This is a genomic window from Terrabacter lapilli (assembly GCF_039531305.1).
GTDB classification, from domain to species: Bacteria; Actinomycetota; Actinomycetes; order Actinomycetales; family Dermatophilaceae; genus Terrabacter; species Terrabacter lapilli.
This window is the reverse complement of record NZ_BAAAPU010000007.1, coordinates 429,456-444,738: the sequence shown is the minus strand read 5'-3', so window position 1 is coordinate 444,738 and position 15,283 is coordinate 429,456. Positions and strand designations below refer to the sequence as shown.

The 15,283-nt window shown below is 71.1% G+C and carries 13 protein-coding genes; 9 read left to right on the top strand and 4 right to left on the bottom strand.

The genetic code is table 11. The features are described from left to right. Positions 1–4: 4 nt before the first annotated feature. Both ABD241_RS09930 and ABD241_RS09925 read right to left on the bottom strand, forming a co-directional pair. Positions 5–2,671 carry a replicative DNA helicase gene (locus tag ABD241_RS09930; RefSeq protein ID WP_425580735.1) on the bottom strand — a complete coding sequence of 889 codons (2,667 nt, stop codon included), beginning with the start codon at positions 2,669–2,671 and terminating at the stop codon, positions 5–7. 449 nt (positions 2,672–3,120) lie between these two features. After that, positions 3,121–3,900, bottom strand: a complete 780-nt coding sequence (locus tag ABD241_RS09925; protein WP_344061343.1) for a glucosamine-6-phosphate deaminase — start codon at positions 3,898–3,900, stop codon at positions 3,121–3,123. Between the two features lie 148 nt (positions 3,901–4,048). Between ABD241_RS09925 and ABD241_RS09920 the strand changes: the two genes are divergently transcribed. The 4 genes from ABD241_RS09920 to ABD241_RS09905 are packed head-to-tail and all read left to right on the top strand — an operon-like array spanning position 4,049 to position 7,054. Further along, entirely contained in the window at positions 4,049–4,324 is a 276-nt protein-coding gene (locus ABD241_RS09920) for a DUF2277 domain-containing protein (protein WP_344061340.1), read from the top strand. An 18-nt stretch (positions 4,325–4,342) separates the two neighbouring features. After that, on the top strand, positions 4,343–4,963 hold the full coding sequence (locus ABD241_RS09915) for a class I SAM-dependent methyltransferase (protein ID WP_344061337.1): 621 nt from the start codon (positions 4,343–4,345) through the stop codon (positions 4,961–4,963). Between the two features lie 43 nt (positions 4,964–5,006). Then, complete coding sequence (locus tag ABD241_RS09910) at positions 5,007–5,717, top strand: DNA alkylation repair protein (protein WP_344061333.1); 711 nt, start codon at positions 5,007–5,009, stop codon at positions 5,715–5,717. Then, a complete protein-coding gene (locus ABD241_RS09905; protein WP_344061330.1) occupies positions 5,714–7,054 on the top strand; it encodes an MATE family efflux transporter in 1,341 nt (446 codons plus the stop codon). Before ABD241_RS09910 ends, ABD241_RS09905 begins: the two co-directional genes overlap by 4 nt. Before the next feature lie 34 nt (positions 7,055–7,088). On the opposite strand, the gene ABD241_RS09900 is transcribed toward ABD241_RS09905, so the two are convergent. Beyond that, on the bottom strand, positions 7,089–7,799 hold the full coding sequence (locus ABD241_RS09900; RefSeq protein WP_344061327.1) for an MSMEG_6728 family protein: 711 nt from the start codon (positions 7,797–7,799) through the stop codon (positions 7,089–7,091). A 363-nt stretch (positions 7,800–8,162) separates the two neighbouring features. After that, positions 8,163–9,161: a 5-dehydro-2-deoxygluconokinase gene (iolC, locus tag ABD241_RS09895; protein ID WP_344061325.1), complete on the bottom strand. Its 999-nt coding sequence runs from the start codon at positions 9,159–9,161 to the stop codon at positions 8,163–8,165. 205 nt (positions 9,162–9,366) lie between these two features. Here iolC and ABD241_RS09890 point away from each other — a divergent pair, with 205 nt between their 5' ends. From ABD241_RS09890 to ABD241_RS09870, 5 genes are all read left to right on the top strand, one after another. Then, a complete protein-coding gene (locus ABD241_RS09890; protein ID WP_344061322.1) occupies positions 9,367–10,695 on the top strand; it encodes an ABC transporter substrate-binding protein in 1,329 nt (442 codons plus the stop codon). Positions 10,696–10,848: 153 nt separating this feature from the next. Beyond that, positions 10,849–11,838, top strand: coding sequence for a carbohydrate ABC transporter permease (locus ABD241_RS09885; protein WP_344061319.1), 990 nt, complete (start codon positions 10,849–10,851; stop codon positions 11,836–11,838). Continuing rightward, a complete protein-coding gene (locus ABD241_RS09880; protein WP_344061316.1) occupies positions 11,835–12,692 on the top strand; it encodes a carbohydrate ABC transporter permease in 858 nt (285 codons plus the stop codon). The genes ABD241_RS09885 and ABD241_RS09880 overlap by 4 nt, the downstream gene beginning before the upstream one ends. After that, on the top strand, positions 12,689–14,236 hold the full coding sequence (locus ABD241_RS09875; protein WP_344061313.1) for a GH1 family beta-glucosidase: 1,548 nt from the start codon (positions 12,689–12,691) through the stop codon (positions 14,234–14,236). Before ABD241_RS09880 ends, ABD241_RS09875 begins: the two co-directional genes overlap by 4 nt. Then, entirely contained in the window at positions 14,233–15,264 is a 1,032-nt protein-coding gene (locus ABD241_RS09870) for a LacI family DNA-binding transcriptional regulator (protein WP_344061310.1), read from the top strand. Before ABD241_RS09875 ends, ABD241_RS09870 begins: the two co-directional genes overlap by 4 nt. Positions 15,265–15,283 lie beyond the last annotated feature (19 nt).

The following is a 15,283-nucleotide window of genomic DNA, read 5'->3' as shown; positions in this document are numbered from 1 at the left end:
CAGGTCAGAAGTTGTTGGCCATGTTGGTGAAGCGGCTGAAGTGGCCTTGGAAGGCAACGACGATCGTGTCGGTCGGGCCGTTACGGTGCTTGGCCACGATCAGGTCGGCCTCGCCCTCACGCGGCGAGTCCTTCTCGTAGGCGGCCTCACGGTGGAGCAGCACCACCATGTCGGCGTCCTGCTCGATCGAGTTGTGGACCGCGATGCCGTTGGCGATGAAGTTGTGCGTTCCGAGCACCGTCGCGTCGAAGACCTCCTCGACCCCGTCCGGCTCGATGGACACGACGCTGTCCCAGAGGACGTCGTTTACGGCGTACAGCTCGAGCTCGGCGCTGTCGAGCACAGCAGCGACGCGCGCCAGTCGCTCCCGCGACGGGGCGCTCCGGTAGAGCGCGGACCCGTTGTACTCGACACCGAGAGCAGCCTGGAACGCCCGCGTCGTCATGCCCTTATCGGACATGACCTCGCGCACCGTGTCCCAGATGCCGACCGGCGCGGTGTCGACGTTGGTGTTGGCCTTCGTCTCACGAATGATCTCGAGCAAGCGCTCTGCCTGGACGCCCCGATCGCCGTGGACGCCGATCTCCTGCAGGAAGCGCCGCTGGCTGTCGCTGCCGGAGATATCGAGGGTGTAGCCGGGACGGTATCCCGACTTCCGTACGGTGCGAAGCCTGGTCGAGATGCCGAAGCGGAGGAGAAGCCGGGACAGGTCGTCGACGAGTCGGCGGGACGTCGAGGCGTAGTAGATGCGGCCGCCTCGACTGTTCTTGTTGACGGTGACCGATCCGTCGGTCGCCCAGATGTGGCGCAGGAAGAGCGCGATCTGCCGCTTGGACGCGTAGAAGAGCGACTCCGGAACGAACTTCTCGTGGCTGCGCTTGTCGAAGAGGCCGAGGCCGTCGAGCCACTCCGCGATCGGGTTGCGCTTGCCGTGGGTGAGGCGGAAGGGCGCCCTCAGGCGCAGCGTGCTGACCCGGGCGGCGGCGTAGTCGTCGCGAACCGCGGCCACGCCGAACGTGAGCGCGGCCTTCGTCACGGCCTCGAGGTTGGCCTCGTCGATGCTGGCGTAGCGGATCGGCTGACGGGCGAGCATCGAGCCGTCACCGAGCATGTGCGCGAGCAGGATGACCCGCGAGTCCTCCCACGGCTCGTGCCGTTCCGGGGCGGGAACGTGCCGCGGGACGGCCACCCGGTCGCCGGTGCGGAGATCACCGAGGGCGGTCCACCCCTCGTACGCGAGGAAGGGGTGGTTCTCCGTGGCCCGAACCGTCTTGCCGGATGCGAGCGTGAGCTTGAAGACCGGCTTGGTGCCGGTGGGAAACACGTGCGTCAGGTGGCGCGTGACGTAGCGGAGCTTCTCGTCGAGCGCCCAGACCGGGACGTCCTCGGCGCCCTCCGCATACAGCTGGCCGAGGGAGACCTCGGCACCGGTGTCGGCGCGCATGACGCGGCTCTCGGCCGTGAGACAGCCGGATTCTCGAAGGTCGCTCATCGCAGGCTTCTTGTCGGTGCGCTGCTCGGGACCACGGTTGAGCTGCGAGATCGCGATGACCGGGACCTCGAGCTCCTTGGCCAGCAGCTTCAGGGCACGCGAGAACTCCGAGACCTCCTGCTGGCGCGACTCGACGCGCTTGCCCGAGCTCATCAGCTGGAGGTAGTCGATGACGACGAGCTTGAGGTTCTCGCGCTGCTTGAGGCGGCGGCACTTGGCGCGGATCTCCATCAGCGACATGTTGGGCGAGTCGTCGATGAAGAGGGGTGCGTCGGAGACGCGGCCCATCGTGGAGGCGAGTCGGGTCCAGTCCTCCTCACGCATCGTGCCCTTGCGCATGTGCTGGAGCTGGATGCCGGCCTCGGCCGAGAGCAGACGCATCGTGATCTCGGTGCGGCTCATCTCGAGCGAGAAGACGACGGCCGCCATCTTGTGCTTGATCGCGGCCGAACGCACTATATCTAGGCCTATGGTCGATTTTCCCATCGCCGGCCTCGCGGCGATCACGATCATCTGGCCGGGGTGCAGGCCGTTGGTGAGGGCGTCGAAGTCGGTGAAGCCGGTCGGCACGCCGGTCATCTCGCCCGAGCGGCCGGAGGCGACCTCGATCTCGTCGACGGTGGCCTCGATGATGTCGCCGATGGCGTGGTAGTCCTCGCCACCGCGCTTGTCGGCGACGGCGTAGACCTCGGCCTGGGCGGCGTTGACGATGTCCTCGACGTCGCCGCCACCCTGGGCGTAGCCGAGCTGCACGATGCGCGTGCCGGCCTCGACGAGCCGGCGCAGCACGGCCCGCTCGGCGACGATCTGGGCGTAGTAGCCGGCGTTGGCCGCCGTGGGCACCGACGCGATGAGCTGGTGCAGGTAGGCCTGCCCGCCGACGCGCGTCAGGTCGCCGCGCTTGGTCAGCTCGTCGCTGACGGTGATCGCGTCGGCCGGCTCGCCGCGGCCGTAGAGGTCGAGGATCGCGTCGTAGATGAGCTCGTGCGCGGGCCGGTAGAAGTCGGTGCCCTTGAGCTGCTCCACGCAGTCGGCGATGGCGTCCTTCGACAGCAGCATGCCGCCGAGGACGGACTGCTCGGCGCCGACGTCCTGCGGGGGGAGCCGGTCGTCGGGGGGACCACCGTCACGGGTGGACGACGACGCGAACGCGCTCGTGCTCAGCTCATCGAGCGACACGTGCTCCCCTTCCCCTGCATGGTGAATGACATCGGTGCAACCCGGTCCACCTCAGTGAACATCGCAGCTCTGACAGTGCTGTGCCGCGGGTCGCGACGGGCCCTACCCGAGCCCGTCGGCTCCTCCTCCAGGAGGACCCGCCCCACCGTAGGTGCGCCACTCCACCACCACCAACCTGAGAGCCCGCCGGTCATGCACCGCCTGTGGACAACCGGTGGACGGCCGACCGCGACACGCCGTCAACAGGTGTGGACAAGGTGTGTGGACAGTGTGGGAATGTGGCCCCGGTCACAGGCCCAGCAAGGCGCTGACCTGCACAGATGCGCGTCCACTGCGTGTGGAGGAGAAGTTCCCCAGCCCTGTGCGTCGTCCACAGACGTGTCCGAAATGTCCCTGAGCACCTATCCACCGACGCCGTACCCCGACGGCGTATGCCGGGTGCCGGCCACTCACAGGCCGGCAGCCGAGGCGTCGTAGTAGTCGCGGTTGCGCAGCTGGGTGGCGGCCGCCTCGTCGAGGACCGCCGTGGCGTCGGGGTGCCACTGGAGCACGGAGGCCGGGCACGAGGCCGACAGCGGCCCCTCCAGCGCAGCAGCGATCGCCGCCGCCTTGGTGGGTCCCGAGGCGACGAGGACCAGCCGGCGCGCGTCCAGCACCGTGCCGAGGCCCTGGGTGACGCAGTGCGTCGGAACGTCGTCGGGCCCGTCGAAGAAGCGGGCGTTGTCGTGCCGGGTGCGGTCCGACAGGCGCTTGACCCGGGTCCGCGACGACAGCGAGGACCCCGGCTCGTTGAAGCCCAGGTGGCCGTTGGCGCCGATGCCGAGGATCTGCACGTCGACACCGCCCGCCTCGGTGATGAGCCGTTCGTACTCCGCGGCCGCCGCGACCAGCTCCTGCTCGGTGCGCCCCGACCCGTCGGGCACGTGCAGGCGCTCGGGCGCCAGGCCCAGCGGGGCACACACCTCGCGCAGCAGCACCTCCCGGTAGGTCTGCGGGTGTCCGGCGGGCAGGCCCACGTACTCGTCCAGGGCGAAACCCGTGGCCGCCGACAGGTCGAGGCGTCCGGCCCGCACCGCCCCCGCCAGCTCCGCGTAGAGCCCCAAGGGCGAGGACCCCGTCGCCAGGCCGAGGACCGGACCGGCCCCTCGCGCTGCGGCCAGCCCCTCGAGCACGACCTCGGCGGCACGGCGGGCGACGTCGGCGGACGTGGGCAGGACGAGGACCTCCATGCGCCCACCCTCTCACCGCGCACACCCACGGGAGCGCAGCCGCCCGCATACTGCAGCAGCTCGCCCACCTGCGGGAGGCGACGGAGGACGCCGACTTCCGCGCCGCGCGACGACCCTTCCGCGGTCCGCCGCGGCCTACAGTCGAGGCATGTGCCGCAACATCCGCCAGCTCCACAACTTCGAGCCGCCGGCCACGAGCGACGAGGTCCGGGCCGCCGCTCTGCAGTACGTCCGCAAGGTCAGCGGCAGCACGAAGCCGAGCCAGGCCAACCAGGCCGCGTTCGACGAGGCGGTCGAGGCCATCGCCCACGCGACGCAGCACCTGCTCGAGCACCTGACCACGAGCGCGCCGCCGAAGGACCGCGACATCGAGCGCCAGAGGGCGCGCGAGCGCAACGCCGTCCGCTTCGGCACCCCGGCCTGAGGTCGGGCCGGCCTTCCCGTGGGTGTCTGGGCCGAGCGGGTCACGCCACGACTCGTCGCGGCGGGGGAGAGCGAGAGGGTCCGCGCGTTGCGGGTCCGGGCCTGCGAGGGGCTGCGAGGCGAGGTCGTCGAGCTCGGCTTCGGCAGCGGGCCCAACCTCGGCCTCTACCCGCGCGAGGTCACCCGCGTCATCGCCGTCGAGCCGTCGGACGTGGCGTGGGACCTCGGCGCCGACCGCCGCGCCCGCAGCCCCGTCCCGGTCGTCCGCGGCGACCTCGACGGCCAGGCGCTCAGCCTCGAGGACGCGAGCGCCGACGCGGTCCTGTCGACGCTGACCCTGTGCACCATCCCCGACCTCCCGAGAGCGCTCGCCGAGGTGCGGCGTGTGCTCCGGCCGGGCGGTCGCCTGCACTTCCTCGAGCACGGCCTCGCCCCCGACGAGGGGGTGCGGCGCTGGCAGCACCGGCTCGAGCCCTTCCAGAAGAGGGCCTTCGCCGGCTGCCACCTCACGCGCCCGATCGACCGGCTCGTCGAGGAGTCGGGCCTCGTCCTCGAGTCGGTCGAGCGCGAGTACGCCTCGACGGCCGCGGTCATGCGGCCCTTCGTCTACGTCTACCTCGGCCGCGCCCGCAAGGCCTGAGCCGCCTCACGCGCGGTCACCACCGGCCACTACCTTGGCAGCCATGTCGGACGGCGCGCACCAGGAGCTCGTCGCCGCGGTCACCGCGGCGCTGTCCGAGCGCGCCGATCCCGAGCGTGCGGCCGGGCAGCAGCGCTACATGAAGTCGGCCATGCCGTACTTCGGCCTGACCTCGCCGCGGCTCAAGGCGGCACTGACGCCGTTGCTGCGCGACCCCGGGCTCGCCATGCAGTCGCGAGCGCAGTGGGAGGCGACCATCCGCGCCCTCTGGGACGGCGCGACGCACCGCGAGCAGTGGTATGCCGCCATCGCCCTCGCGCGGCACCGCCCGTACCGCACGTGGCTCGACAGCGACGCCATGCCCTTGTGGGAGAGGCTGATCCGATCCGGCGCCTGGTGGGACGTCGTCGACGACATCGCGACGCACCTCGTGCGCGACACGCTGCTGGCCCACCCCGACGTCGAGCGGCTGCGGCTGCGTGAGTGGGCCGCCTCGGACTCGCTGTGGGTGCGGCGGGCGGCGGTCCTCAGCCAGGTCGGAGCCGGCCCGCGGCTCGACCAGGCCCTCCTCGCCGACGTCATCGAACCCAACCTCACCGACCCCGACTTCTTCAGCCGCAAGGCGATCGGGTGGGCGCTGCGCGACCACGCCCGCACCGACCCGGAGTGGGTGCGCACCTTCGTCGCGGCTCACCCCGACCTCTCCGGGCTCTCCCGCCGCGAGGCCCTCAAGCACCTGGGGTCGCCGGCATGAGCGCCCTCGCGTCCCGCGCGGCCGGCCACCGCCGCGAGATCGTCCGGCTCGCGGTCCCGGCCTTCCTCGCCCTCATCGCAGAGCCGCTCTTCCTGCTCGCCGACTCGGCGATCATCGGCCACCTCGGCACCGCCGAGCTCGCCGGGCTCGGCATCGCCAGCGCCGCGCTCGTCACTGCCGCAGGCGTCTTCGTCTTCCTCGCCTACGGCACGACGAGCGTCGTCGCCCGGCACCTCGGTGCGGGTGACGAGCGGTCTGCCATCGGGGCGGGCCTCGACGGCTTCTGGCTCGCCCTCGCGCTCGGGGCCCTCACGGCGGCCGTCGTGGCCGTCTGGGCGGGCCCGATCAGCGCCGTCTTCGGCGCCTCGCCGGCGGTCCTCGAGCAGGCCACGACCTACCTGCGGATCTCCGCCCTCGGCATCCCCGCGATGCTCGTCATCCTCGCCGTCACCGGGGTGCTCCGCGGCCTGCAGGACACGACCACGCCACTCGTCGCCTCCGTCGCCGGGTTCGGCGCCAACATCGTGCTCAACGTGGTCCTCGTCTACGGCTTGCACTGGGGCATCGCCGGCTCCGCGTGGGGCACCGTGCTCGCCCAGACCGGGATGGCCCTCGCGCTCGTCTCGGTCCTGCTCGTCAAGGCCGGCGCCCGCCACGCGCGACTGCGCCCGCATCCCGCGCGGGTGCTCGCGGCTGCACGCACCGGCATACCCCTGCTGGTGCGGACCCTCGCGCTGCGCGCGACGCTGCTCCTGACGACGTGGGTGGCAGCCTCCCTCGGCGACGTCCCGCTCGCGGCGCACCAGGTGGCGATGACCGTCTGGTCGTTCCTCGCCTTCGCGCTCGATGCCCTCGCGATCGCCGGCCAGGCCATCACCGGACGGGCGCTCGGCGCCGGCGACCGGGATGGCGTTCGCGTGGCGATGGGGACGATGGTCCGCTGGGGCGTGTGGGGCGGGCTCGGCCTCGGGCTCGTCGTGGTGGCGCTGCACCAGGTCCTGCCGTCGCTCTTCACGCCCGACCCCGCGGTCCAGGAGGCGCTGGCCGCGGCGCTCGTGGTCGTCGGGCTCGGGCAGGCTGTCGCGGGCTACGTGTTCGTCCTCGACGGGGTCCTCATCGGCGCCGGCGACGGCCGCTGGCTCGCCTGGGGCATGGTGCTGACCCTGGCGGCCTACCTGCCGGTGATCCTCGCGGTGCGCGCCGCCGGCCCGAGCGGCTCGGCGACCCGCGACGTGGTCGTGCTCTGGGTCGCGTTCACGATCTTCATGGTGATCCGCGGTGCGGGCCTCGGCTGGCGCGCCCGCCGCGACGACTGGATGGTCGTCGGCGCCCGCTGAGCCCGTGCGGGTTCGCGTGACGTTCGGATGACGGTCAGGTAGCGCCGGACGCGCCTGACGGCGGCTGCGGCGCCGTGTCCGTCACCGGGATGGTAGAGGGGCCGGCGGACTGGCCCGCGGACGCGCCGGGCGACCCGGCGACAGCCTTCCGCCTGGCCTCCCAGGCCTTCTTCGCGGCCCTGCTGCGTCGCCGGCGACTCGCCTCCTGCTCCCGCTGGAGGCGACGGGCCGCAGCCTCCGCGCGCCGGACGGACGCCTCCTCGCAGCGGCGCTCACGCTCGAGCACCGCCTCGGAGCGGACCGGCCAGACGTACGGCAGGTCGGGGGTCACCTCCGGGAACGTGCCGGCATACTGCGCGGGGTCCTTGCGCACGAGCGCCGACCGGTGGCTGTGCTGGACGGACTCGTCGAAGAGCCAGGGCGGCAGGGCGCCGGCCTCCGCCAGCTCCGGATAGCTCCTCAGCCGGTCCACGCCGACCGCCGCGAGGTCGGCGGCGATCGTGGTGGCGCACGTGTCGCCGAAACCGCGCCGCAGCCACTCCGCGCACATCGCGAGCCCGTAGCTGCCGAGTGCCTCCTCGTAGCCCTTCCACATCAGCACGGCAGGGTGCGAGGCCCACGCGTAGCCGGGGACCGTGAGCGCGCGCACGATCTGGATGACCTCCACCCGCTGCTTGCCCAACCGCTTCGTGTCGAGCACGCGCGCTGTCTCGGCGAAGTCGGCGTAGGGCACGAACGTCTGCACCTGGGGCTCCCTCCAGAGATGGTGGTCTTCCGTGCGGCAGCCCGTGCCTGTGGCCGGCTGGGCCGTTCGATGGGGGCCATACCCGCTCGCCGGACGACCTCGCCCGACGACCGCTCGCCGGACGACCTCGCCCGACGACCGCTCGCCGGATGACCCGGCCGAAGGAGTCCGGCCAACTGCTACGGGTTTCCCAGCCTTCTTTAAGGTCCGGGAGTCATAGTCGTTCTCGTGAGTTGCTCCTGTGCGACTCGGTGATCTCCTCCCCTGTCGGTCACCGGGTCAAAGGGCACCCGCTCCTGCTGGTCGAGTTCGGCGACGTGACCAGCAGGAGCGGGTTTTCTCGTTTCCGGGCAGGGCAGCGCGTCAGAGCGCTCCGTCGGCGAGCTCCACGTCCGAGAGCAGGGCCTGGACCTCCGCGGTCGTCGGCATCGCCGTCGAGCACTCGAGCCGGCCGGCGACCAGGGCTCCAGCCACGTTGGCGAAGTGCGTGACACGTGCGAGGTCCCACCCGGCCAGCAGCCCGTGCACGAGCGCCGCCTGGAACGCGTCTCCGGCGCCGAGCCCGTTGACGACCGTCACGGGGAAGCCGTCGACGAAGACCTCCTCGGACGGTGTCATGGCCAGCACGCCTCGCCGCCCCTGCGTGACGACGGCCAGCTCGACGCCCGCGGCGAGCAGGGCACGGGCGGCCCGTCGGGGGTCGGACTCGCCGGTGACCAGCTCGCACTCCTCGAGGTTGCCGACCGCGACGGTCGCATAGGGCAGCGCCTCCCAGGCCCGGCTGCGGGCCTCGGCGCGGGCAGCATCCGCATCGTGGTCCCGGTCGAGCCAGAAGGCCGGTAGGTAGCCGAGGTCGAGCATCGTCAGCGGCGTCCGGCCGCGCTCCTCACGTGCGGCGGCGTGGGCGGCGCGACTCGGCTGCTGACTGAGTCCGGTCAGGGTGGACCAGAAGGCCCGGGCCTCTCGAATCGCCTGCAGGGGAAGTGATTCCGGAGTGATGAGCAGGTCTGGCGCGGTCGGGTAGCGGTAGAACCAGCGCGGGAAGCGGTCGGGCGGGAAGAACTCGCAGAAGGTCACCGGTGTCGGCGGCCCGCCCGAGATGGTCTGGAGGTAGGCGTCGTCGACGCCGAGCTGCAGCAGCTCCCGGTGCACGAAGCGGCCGAAGGCGTCGTCGGCCGTGGCCGAGACGAGCGCGGCTCGCCGGCCGTGGCGTGCGGCGCCGACCGTCACGGTCGCGGCGCTGCCCCCGAGGAACTTCTCGAAGGTGCGCGCCTCGTCGAGCGTGATCCCGTGTTGCAACGGGTAGAGGTCGACTCCGACCCGCCCGATGGCGACGAGGTCGTAGGGGGTCGTGGAAGCCATGGACGCTCCGTTTCGGCGGCGGTGCCTGCACCTCAACGCTAACGCGCCGGGCGAGACGACCCACCGAGGTCACGGAATGGTAACGCCCCTTGACCGATCCTCGCGCCGAGCCCCATCCTCCTCGTGAGAGCGCTCTCACGGCCGCGGTTCAGGCGGGGAGAGCGCTCCCACGCCCACACTGGGGATGAGACCGAAGGAGCTCTCCATGACATCCCGTTCCAGCCGTACCTACACGCCCCGCGCACGCAAGCGCCACGTCGTCCTGTCCACCGTGGCCGTCTCCCTGCTGGCGCTCTCGGCGTGCAGCTCGGGTGACTCCGGCGGCACCGCCACCCAGGCCGCCGGCACCGGCGCTGCGGGGGGCGGGCCTGTCACGCTGACCCTCGCGACCTTCAACCAGTTCGGCTACGAGGACCTCATCCCCGAGTTCGAGAAGACGCACCCCAACATCAAGGTGAAGCACAAGAAGGCGGCGACCTCCAACGAGGCCCGCGACAACTTCTTCACCCGGCTCTCGGCCGGCAGCGGCATGGCCGACGTCGAGGCCGTCGAGGTCGACTGGCTCCCCGAGATGCTGCAGTACTCCGACAAGTTCACCGACCTCAACTCCCCCGACGTCCAGGGACGCTGGCTCGACTGGAAGACCAAGGCCGCCACCGACTCCGACGGCCACCTCATCGGCTACGGCACCGACTCGGGCCCCGAGGCCATCTGCTACCGCAGCGACCTGTTCAAGAAGGCCGGCCTGCCGAGCGACCGCGAGTCGGTCGCCAAGCTCTTCGGCAACACCTGGGAGAGCTACTTCGCCGCCGGCAAGCAGTTCAAGGCCAAGTCCAAGGTCCCCTTCTTCGACAGCATCGGCGCGACGTACCAGGGCATGGTCAACCAGCTCCCCGCCGCCTACGAGAACCCCACCGACGACAGCATCACCGCGACCGAGAACGCCCAGGTCAAGAAGGTCTACGACCAGGTCGTCCAGGCCGGCATCACCGACGGCCTCTCCGCGAAGCTGCAGCAGTGGGGCGACGACTGGACCGCCTCGTTCCAGAAGGACGGCTTCGCCACCATGTTGTGCCCCGGCTGGATGGTCGGCGTCATCGAGGGCAACGCCAAGGGCGTCAAGGGCTGGGACGTCGCCAACACCTTCCCCGGCGGCGGCGGCAACTGGGGCGGCAGCTACCTGACCGTCCCGAAGCAGAGCCAGCACCCGAAGGAGGCCCAGGAGCTCGCTGCGTGGCTGACCGCGCCCGAGCAGCAGGTCAAGGCGTTCAAGAAGGTCGGCACCTTCCCGAGCCAGAAGCAGGCTCTCGAGAGCCCGGACCTGCTCTCCTTCAAGGTCGCCTCGTTCAACGACGCACCGACCGGCCAGATCTTCGCCGACCGGGCCAAGGCCGTCACGCTCTCCCCCTACAAGGGCACCCACTACTTCGCCATCAACGACGCGATGCAGCAGGCGCTCACCCGTGTCGAGCAGGGCACCTCGCCGCAGGAGTCCTGGGACAAGTGGGTCAGCGACGTCAAGGCCCTCGGCTGACGCACCTCGGCTGACCCAACCGAACCGCGGGTGGCCCGGTGACCGACTCCTGGCACCGGGCCGCCCGCCCGACGAGCGGAACCTGCCGTGACCGTCCAGTCCCCCGCGCAGCCTCCTGCGCAGCCCGCCGGCCCTGACCCCTCCACCACGGGTATGCCGTCCCCCCGGGGCTCCCGCCCCACCTCGCCTTCCGAGGCGGCCCCCTTCACCGAACGCTCGCCCGTCCAGCCGCGGGCCAGGTGGCGGCGCCGCCTGACGAGGCTCGACGAGCTGGGCTCGCCCTACGCGTACGTCTCCCCGTTCTTCATCCTCTTCGGCATCGTCGGGCTCTTCCCGCTGCTCTACACGGCCTGGGTCTCTGTGCACAGGTGGAGCCTCATCGGCGGGCAGGGCGCCTTCGTCGGCCTCAAGAACTACACCGACGTCCTGGCCCAGCCCTACTTCTGGAACGCCCTGAAGAACACGCTGAGCATCTTCCTGCTCTCGAGCGTCCCGCAGGTGATCGCGGCGCTGCTCATCGCCGCCGCACTCGACAGCGGCCTTCGGGCCCGGACCTTCTGGCGGATGGGCGTGCTGCTGCCCTACGTCGTGGCCCCGGTCGCCGTCGCGCTCATCTTCAGCGACCTGTTCGGCGACAAGTTCGGCCTCGTCAACCACCTGCTCGGCCTCGTCGGCATCGACCCGGTCCAGTGGCACAAGGAGGTGCTGCCGAGCCACGTCGCCATCGCCACGATGGTCAACTTCCGGTGGACCGGCTACAACGCCCTGATCTTCCTCGCCGCCATGCAGGCGATCCCGCGCGACTACTACGAGGCCGCGATGATCGACGGGGCAGGGCGCATCCGCACCTTCTTCTCGATCACGATCCCGCAGCTGCGCGCGACGATCATCTTCGTCGTCATCACCTCGACCATCGGCGGCCTGCAGATCTTCGACGAGCCGCGGATGTACGACCAGTACGGCCTCGGCGGCGCCGACCGGCAGTGGCAGACCCTGACGCTCTACCTCTACCAGCTCGGCTGGACCCAGAAGAACTTCGGCCGGGCCGCCGCCGTCGCGTGGATGCTCTTCCTCATCGTCGTGCTCTTCGCGGTCGTCAACTTCCTCGTCACCCGCCGCATCGCCTCGAAGGGATCGCGATGACCACCCTCCCGCTCCGCCGCACCACCAAGGTGGTCCGGCGCACCCAGGCCGGCCGGACGGCATACGTCTTCCTCGCGGTCGTCCTGCTCGCCTCCGCGTTCCCGCTCTGGTGGTCCTACGTCATCGGCAGCAAGGACTCCGCCGCGATCGTCCAGGACCCGTACTCGTTCATCCCGGGCGGGCACTTCCTGCAGAACGCGAGCACGGTCGTCACGACCATCCCGTTCTGGAAGGCGCTGGGCAACAGCATCCTCGTCAGCACGACGGTCTCGCTGCTCGTCGTGCTCTTCTCCGCGATGGCCGGCTTCGCCTTCGCCAAGCTGCGCTTCCGCGGCCGCAACGGGCTGCTCGTCTTCGTCATCGCCACGATGGCGGTGCCGACGCAGCTCGGGATCGTGCCGCTCTTCATCGTCATGAGCAAGCTCGGCTGGATCGGCAGCCTGTGGGCGGTCATCCTGCCCAGTGCCGTCAGCGCGTTCGGCGTCTTCTGGATGACGCAGTACCTCCAGGAAGCCCTGCCCGACGAGCTCATCGAGGCGGCCCGCGTCGACGGCGCCTCGACGCTGCGGACCTTCTGGTCCGTCGCGCTGCCCGCCGCCCGCCCGGGTGCGGCGATGCTCGGCCTGTTCACCTTCATCGCCACGTGGACCAACTTCTTCTGGCCGTTCATCATCCTCGACCCGGGCAACCCCACCCTGCCGGTCGCGCTGCAGCAGCTGCAGGCCGCCTACTTCGTCGACTACTCGCTCGTGCTCAACGGGGTCGTGCTCATGGCGCTGCCCCTCATCGTCCTGTTCGTCTTCGCCGGGAAGCAGCTCGTCTCCGGCATCATGCAAGGAGCAGTCAAGGGATGACCGCCCAGACGCGTACCCACCAGCCCTCCAGCGTGTCGGCGCCCGATCTCGTTGTCGCGCAGCCGCGTTCGCTTCCGCAGGACTTCGTCCTCGGCGTTGCGACGGCCGCGTACCAGATCGAGGGGGCCAGGCACGAGGACGGGCGCACCGACTCGATCTGGGACACCTTCGCGCACACACCGGGCGCCGTCGTCGCCGGCGACACGGGCGACGTCGCGTGCGACCACTACCACCGGTATGCCGCCGACGTGCAGCTCATGCGCTCGCTCGGCATGCAGTCCTACCGCTTCTCGACCTCGTGGGACCGGGTGTGCCCCGACGGCGGCCCGGTGAACGCCAAGGGGCTCGACTTCTACGAGCGGCTCGTCGACTCGCTGCTCGGGGCCGGCATCGCGCCGTGGCTGACGCTCTACCACTGGGACCTGCCACAGGCGTTGGAGGACCGGGGCGGGTGGACCTCGCGCGAGACGGTCGACCGCTTCGTGGAGTACGCGCTGGCGATGCACGACCGGCTCGGTGACCGGGTGCGCACGTGGACGACGCTCAACGAGCCGTTCTGCTCGGCGTTCCTCGGCTACACCGCGGGCATGCACGCACCGGGTCGCACGTCGCCGGCCGACGGGCTCGCGGCCGCGCACCACCTGCTGCTCGCGCACGGCCGGGTCGTGCAGGAGCTGCGCGCCCGCGACGCCTCGCTCGAGCTCGGGCTGACGCTCAACTTCACCGTCGCCGACCCGCTCGACCCCTCCGACCCGCGCGACGTGGACGCCGCCCGGCGCATCGACGCCCAGATGAACCGGATCTTCCTCGACCCCATCTTCCGCGGCGAGTACCCGGCCGACCTGCTGGACGACGTCCGCCATCTGGGCCTCGAGGACCACATCCTGGACGGTGACCTGGACGTCATCTCGACGCCGGTCGACGTGCTCGGGGTCAACTACTACAACGGCGAGGCGATCGGGCACGAGCCGCCCGCGGCGTCGCTGTCCGACAGCGTCAACGGCGGCCGGTTCACCCGCTCGCCGTTCCCCGCCGCCGACGACGCGTACCGCCACCCGCGTGGCCTGCCGGTCACCGCGATGGACTGGGAGATCCAGCCCGACGGTCTCACCCGCCTGCTCGTCCGGCTCCAGCGGGACTATGCCGGGCCGGCCGGTGTCGCCCTGCACGTGACCGAGAACGGCGCCGCCTTCGACGACGCCCCCGACGAGGAGGGCTTCGTCGATGACCGAGACCGGACGGCATACGTCCGCGCCCATCTCGGGGCGATCCTCGACGCGATCGAGGCGGGAGTGCCCGTGCGCGGCTACTTCTACTGGTCGCTGATGGACAACTTCGAGTGGGCGTGGGGCTACGCGAAGCGGTTCGGGCTCGTCCGCGTCGACTACGCGACCCAGGTCCGCACGCCCAAGGCGAGTGCCCTGGACTACGCGCGGATCATCGCCACCCGGCAGCTCCCCGCGCCGTCGGCGGACGCCTCCGGCCGTGTCGCGGCGGACCGCGGCCCCGGCGGGGCCGGTCCAGCGGCACAATTGCAGGCATGAGCGACGGGACGCTGGCCACCCCCGTCGGGCGACCCACCCTCGAGGAGGTCGCCCGGGTGGCCGGCGTGTCCCGGGCCACGGTCTCGCGCGTCATCAACGGCTCGCCCAAGGTGAGCCCCGACGTGCTCGCCGTCGTCGAGAAGGCCATCGCGGAGCTCAACTACGTGCCCAACCGGGCGGCCCGCTCGCTCGTCGCGCGGGCCACGATGTCGATCGCGCTGGTCGTCCCGGAGGACGCGCACCGCTTCTTCGGCGACCCCTACTTCGCCGACGTCGTGCAGGGCATCAGCGACCGGCTCGACGACAGCGAGTACGTCCTCAACCTGCAGCTGACCCACCCGAGCTCGCCGTCGGAGAAGACCCGCCGCTACCTGCTCGGCGGCAACGTCGACGGCGCCATCGTCGTGTCGCACCACTCCGGCGACCACTTCCTCGCCTCGCTCGGCAAGTCGCTGCCGGTCGTCTTCGGTGGCCGGCCGATCGGGGAGATCGCGCAGGAGGGCGACTACTACATCGACGTCGACAACCGGCTCGGCGCGGTCACCGCCACGCAGCACCTGGTCGACCGGGGCCGCACGGCCATCGCCACGATCACGGGGCCCACCGACATGCCGGCCTCGGTCGACCGCGAGCAGGGCTGGCACGAGGCGATGCGCGCAGCCGGCCTCGCCGACCACCGCGTCGAGCACGGCGACTTCACCGAGGCCGGCGGCATCCGGGCGGCGCTGACGCTCGTCGACACCTACCCCGACGTCGATGCGATCTTCGTGGCGAGCGACCTCATGGCCAGTGGCGCGCTCCTGGCCCTCGAGGAAAGGGGCCTGCGGGTGCCCGAGGACGTCGCGGTCGTCGGCTTCGACAACAGCCAGTACGCCACCCGCGGCAAGGTCGGCCTGACGACCGTGGCTCAGCCGTCGCAGGAGATGGGCGTGGCCATGGCGGACACCCTGCTGCGTCTGCTCGCCGGCGAGTCGCCGCCCAGAGTGACCACCCTCGACACCCACCTCGTCATCCGCGACTCCGCCTGACCCTGCCGCCCCCCCGTCG

Bases quoted from the DNA above. Each gene is read 5' to 3' on its own strand.
- ABD241_RS09905 (WP_344061330.1), top strand. From the start codon at position 5,714: ATGAGCGCCCTCGCGTCCCGCGCGGCCGGCCACCGCCGCGAGATCGTC.
- ABD241_RS09870 (WP_344061310.1), top strand. From the start codon at position 14,233: ATGAGCGACGGGACGCTGGCCACCCCCGTCGGGCGACCCACCCTCGAG.
- ABD241_RS09890 (WP_344061322.1), top strand. From the start codon at position 9,367: ATGACATCCCGTTCCAGCCGTACCTACACGCCCCGCGCACGCAAGCGC.
- ABD241_RS09925 (WP_344061343.1), bottom strand. From the start codon at position 3,900: ATGGAGGTCCTCGTCCTGCCCACGTCCGCCGACGTCGCCCGCCGTGCC.
- ABD241_RS09920 (WP_344061340.1), top strand. From the start codon at position 4,049: ATGTGCCGCAACATCCGCCAGCTCCACAACTTCGAGCCGCCGGCCACG.
- ABD241_RS09880 (WP_344061316.1), top strand. From the start codon at position 11,835: ATGACCACCCTCCCGCTCCGCCGCACCACCAAGGTGGTCCGGCGCACC.
- ABD241_RS09875 (WP_344061313.1), top strand. From the start codon at position 12,689: ATGACCGCCCAGACGCGTACCCACCAGCCCTCCAGCGTGTCGGCGCCC.
- ABD241_RS09885 (WP_344061319.1), top strand. From the start codon at position 10,849: ATGCCGTCCCCCCGGGGCTCCCGCCCCACCTCGCCTTCCGAGGCGGCC.
- ABD241_RS09910 (WP_344061333.1), top strand. From the start codon at position 5,007: ATGTCGGACGGCGCGCACCAGGAGCTCGTCGCCGCGGTCACCGCGGCG.
- iolC (WP_344061325.1), bottom strand. From the start codon at position 9,161: ATGGCTTCCACGACCCCCTACGACCTCGTCGCCATCGGGCGGGTCGGA.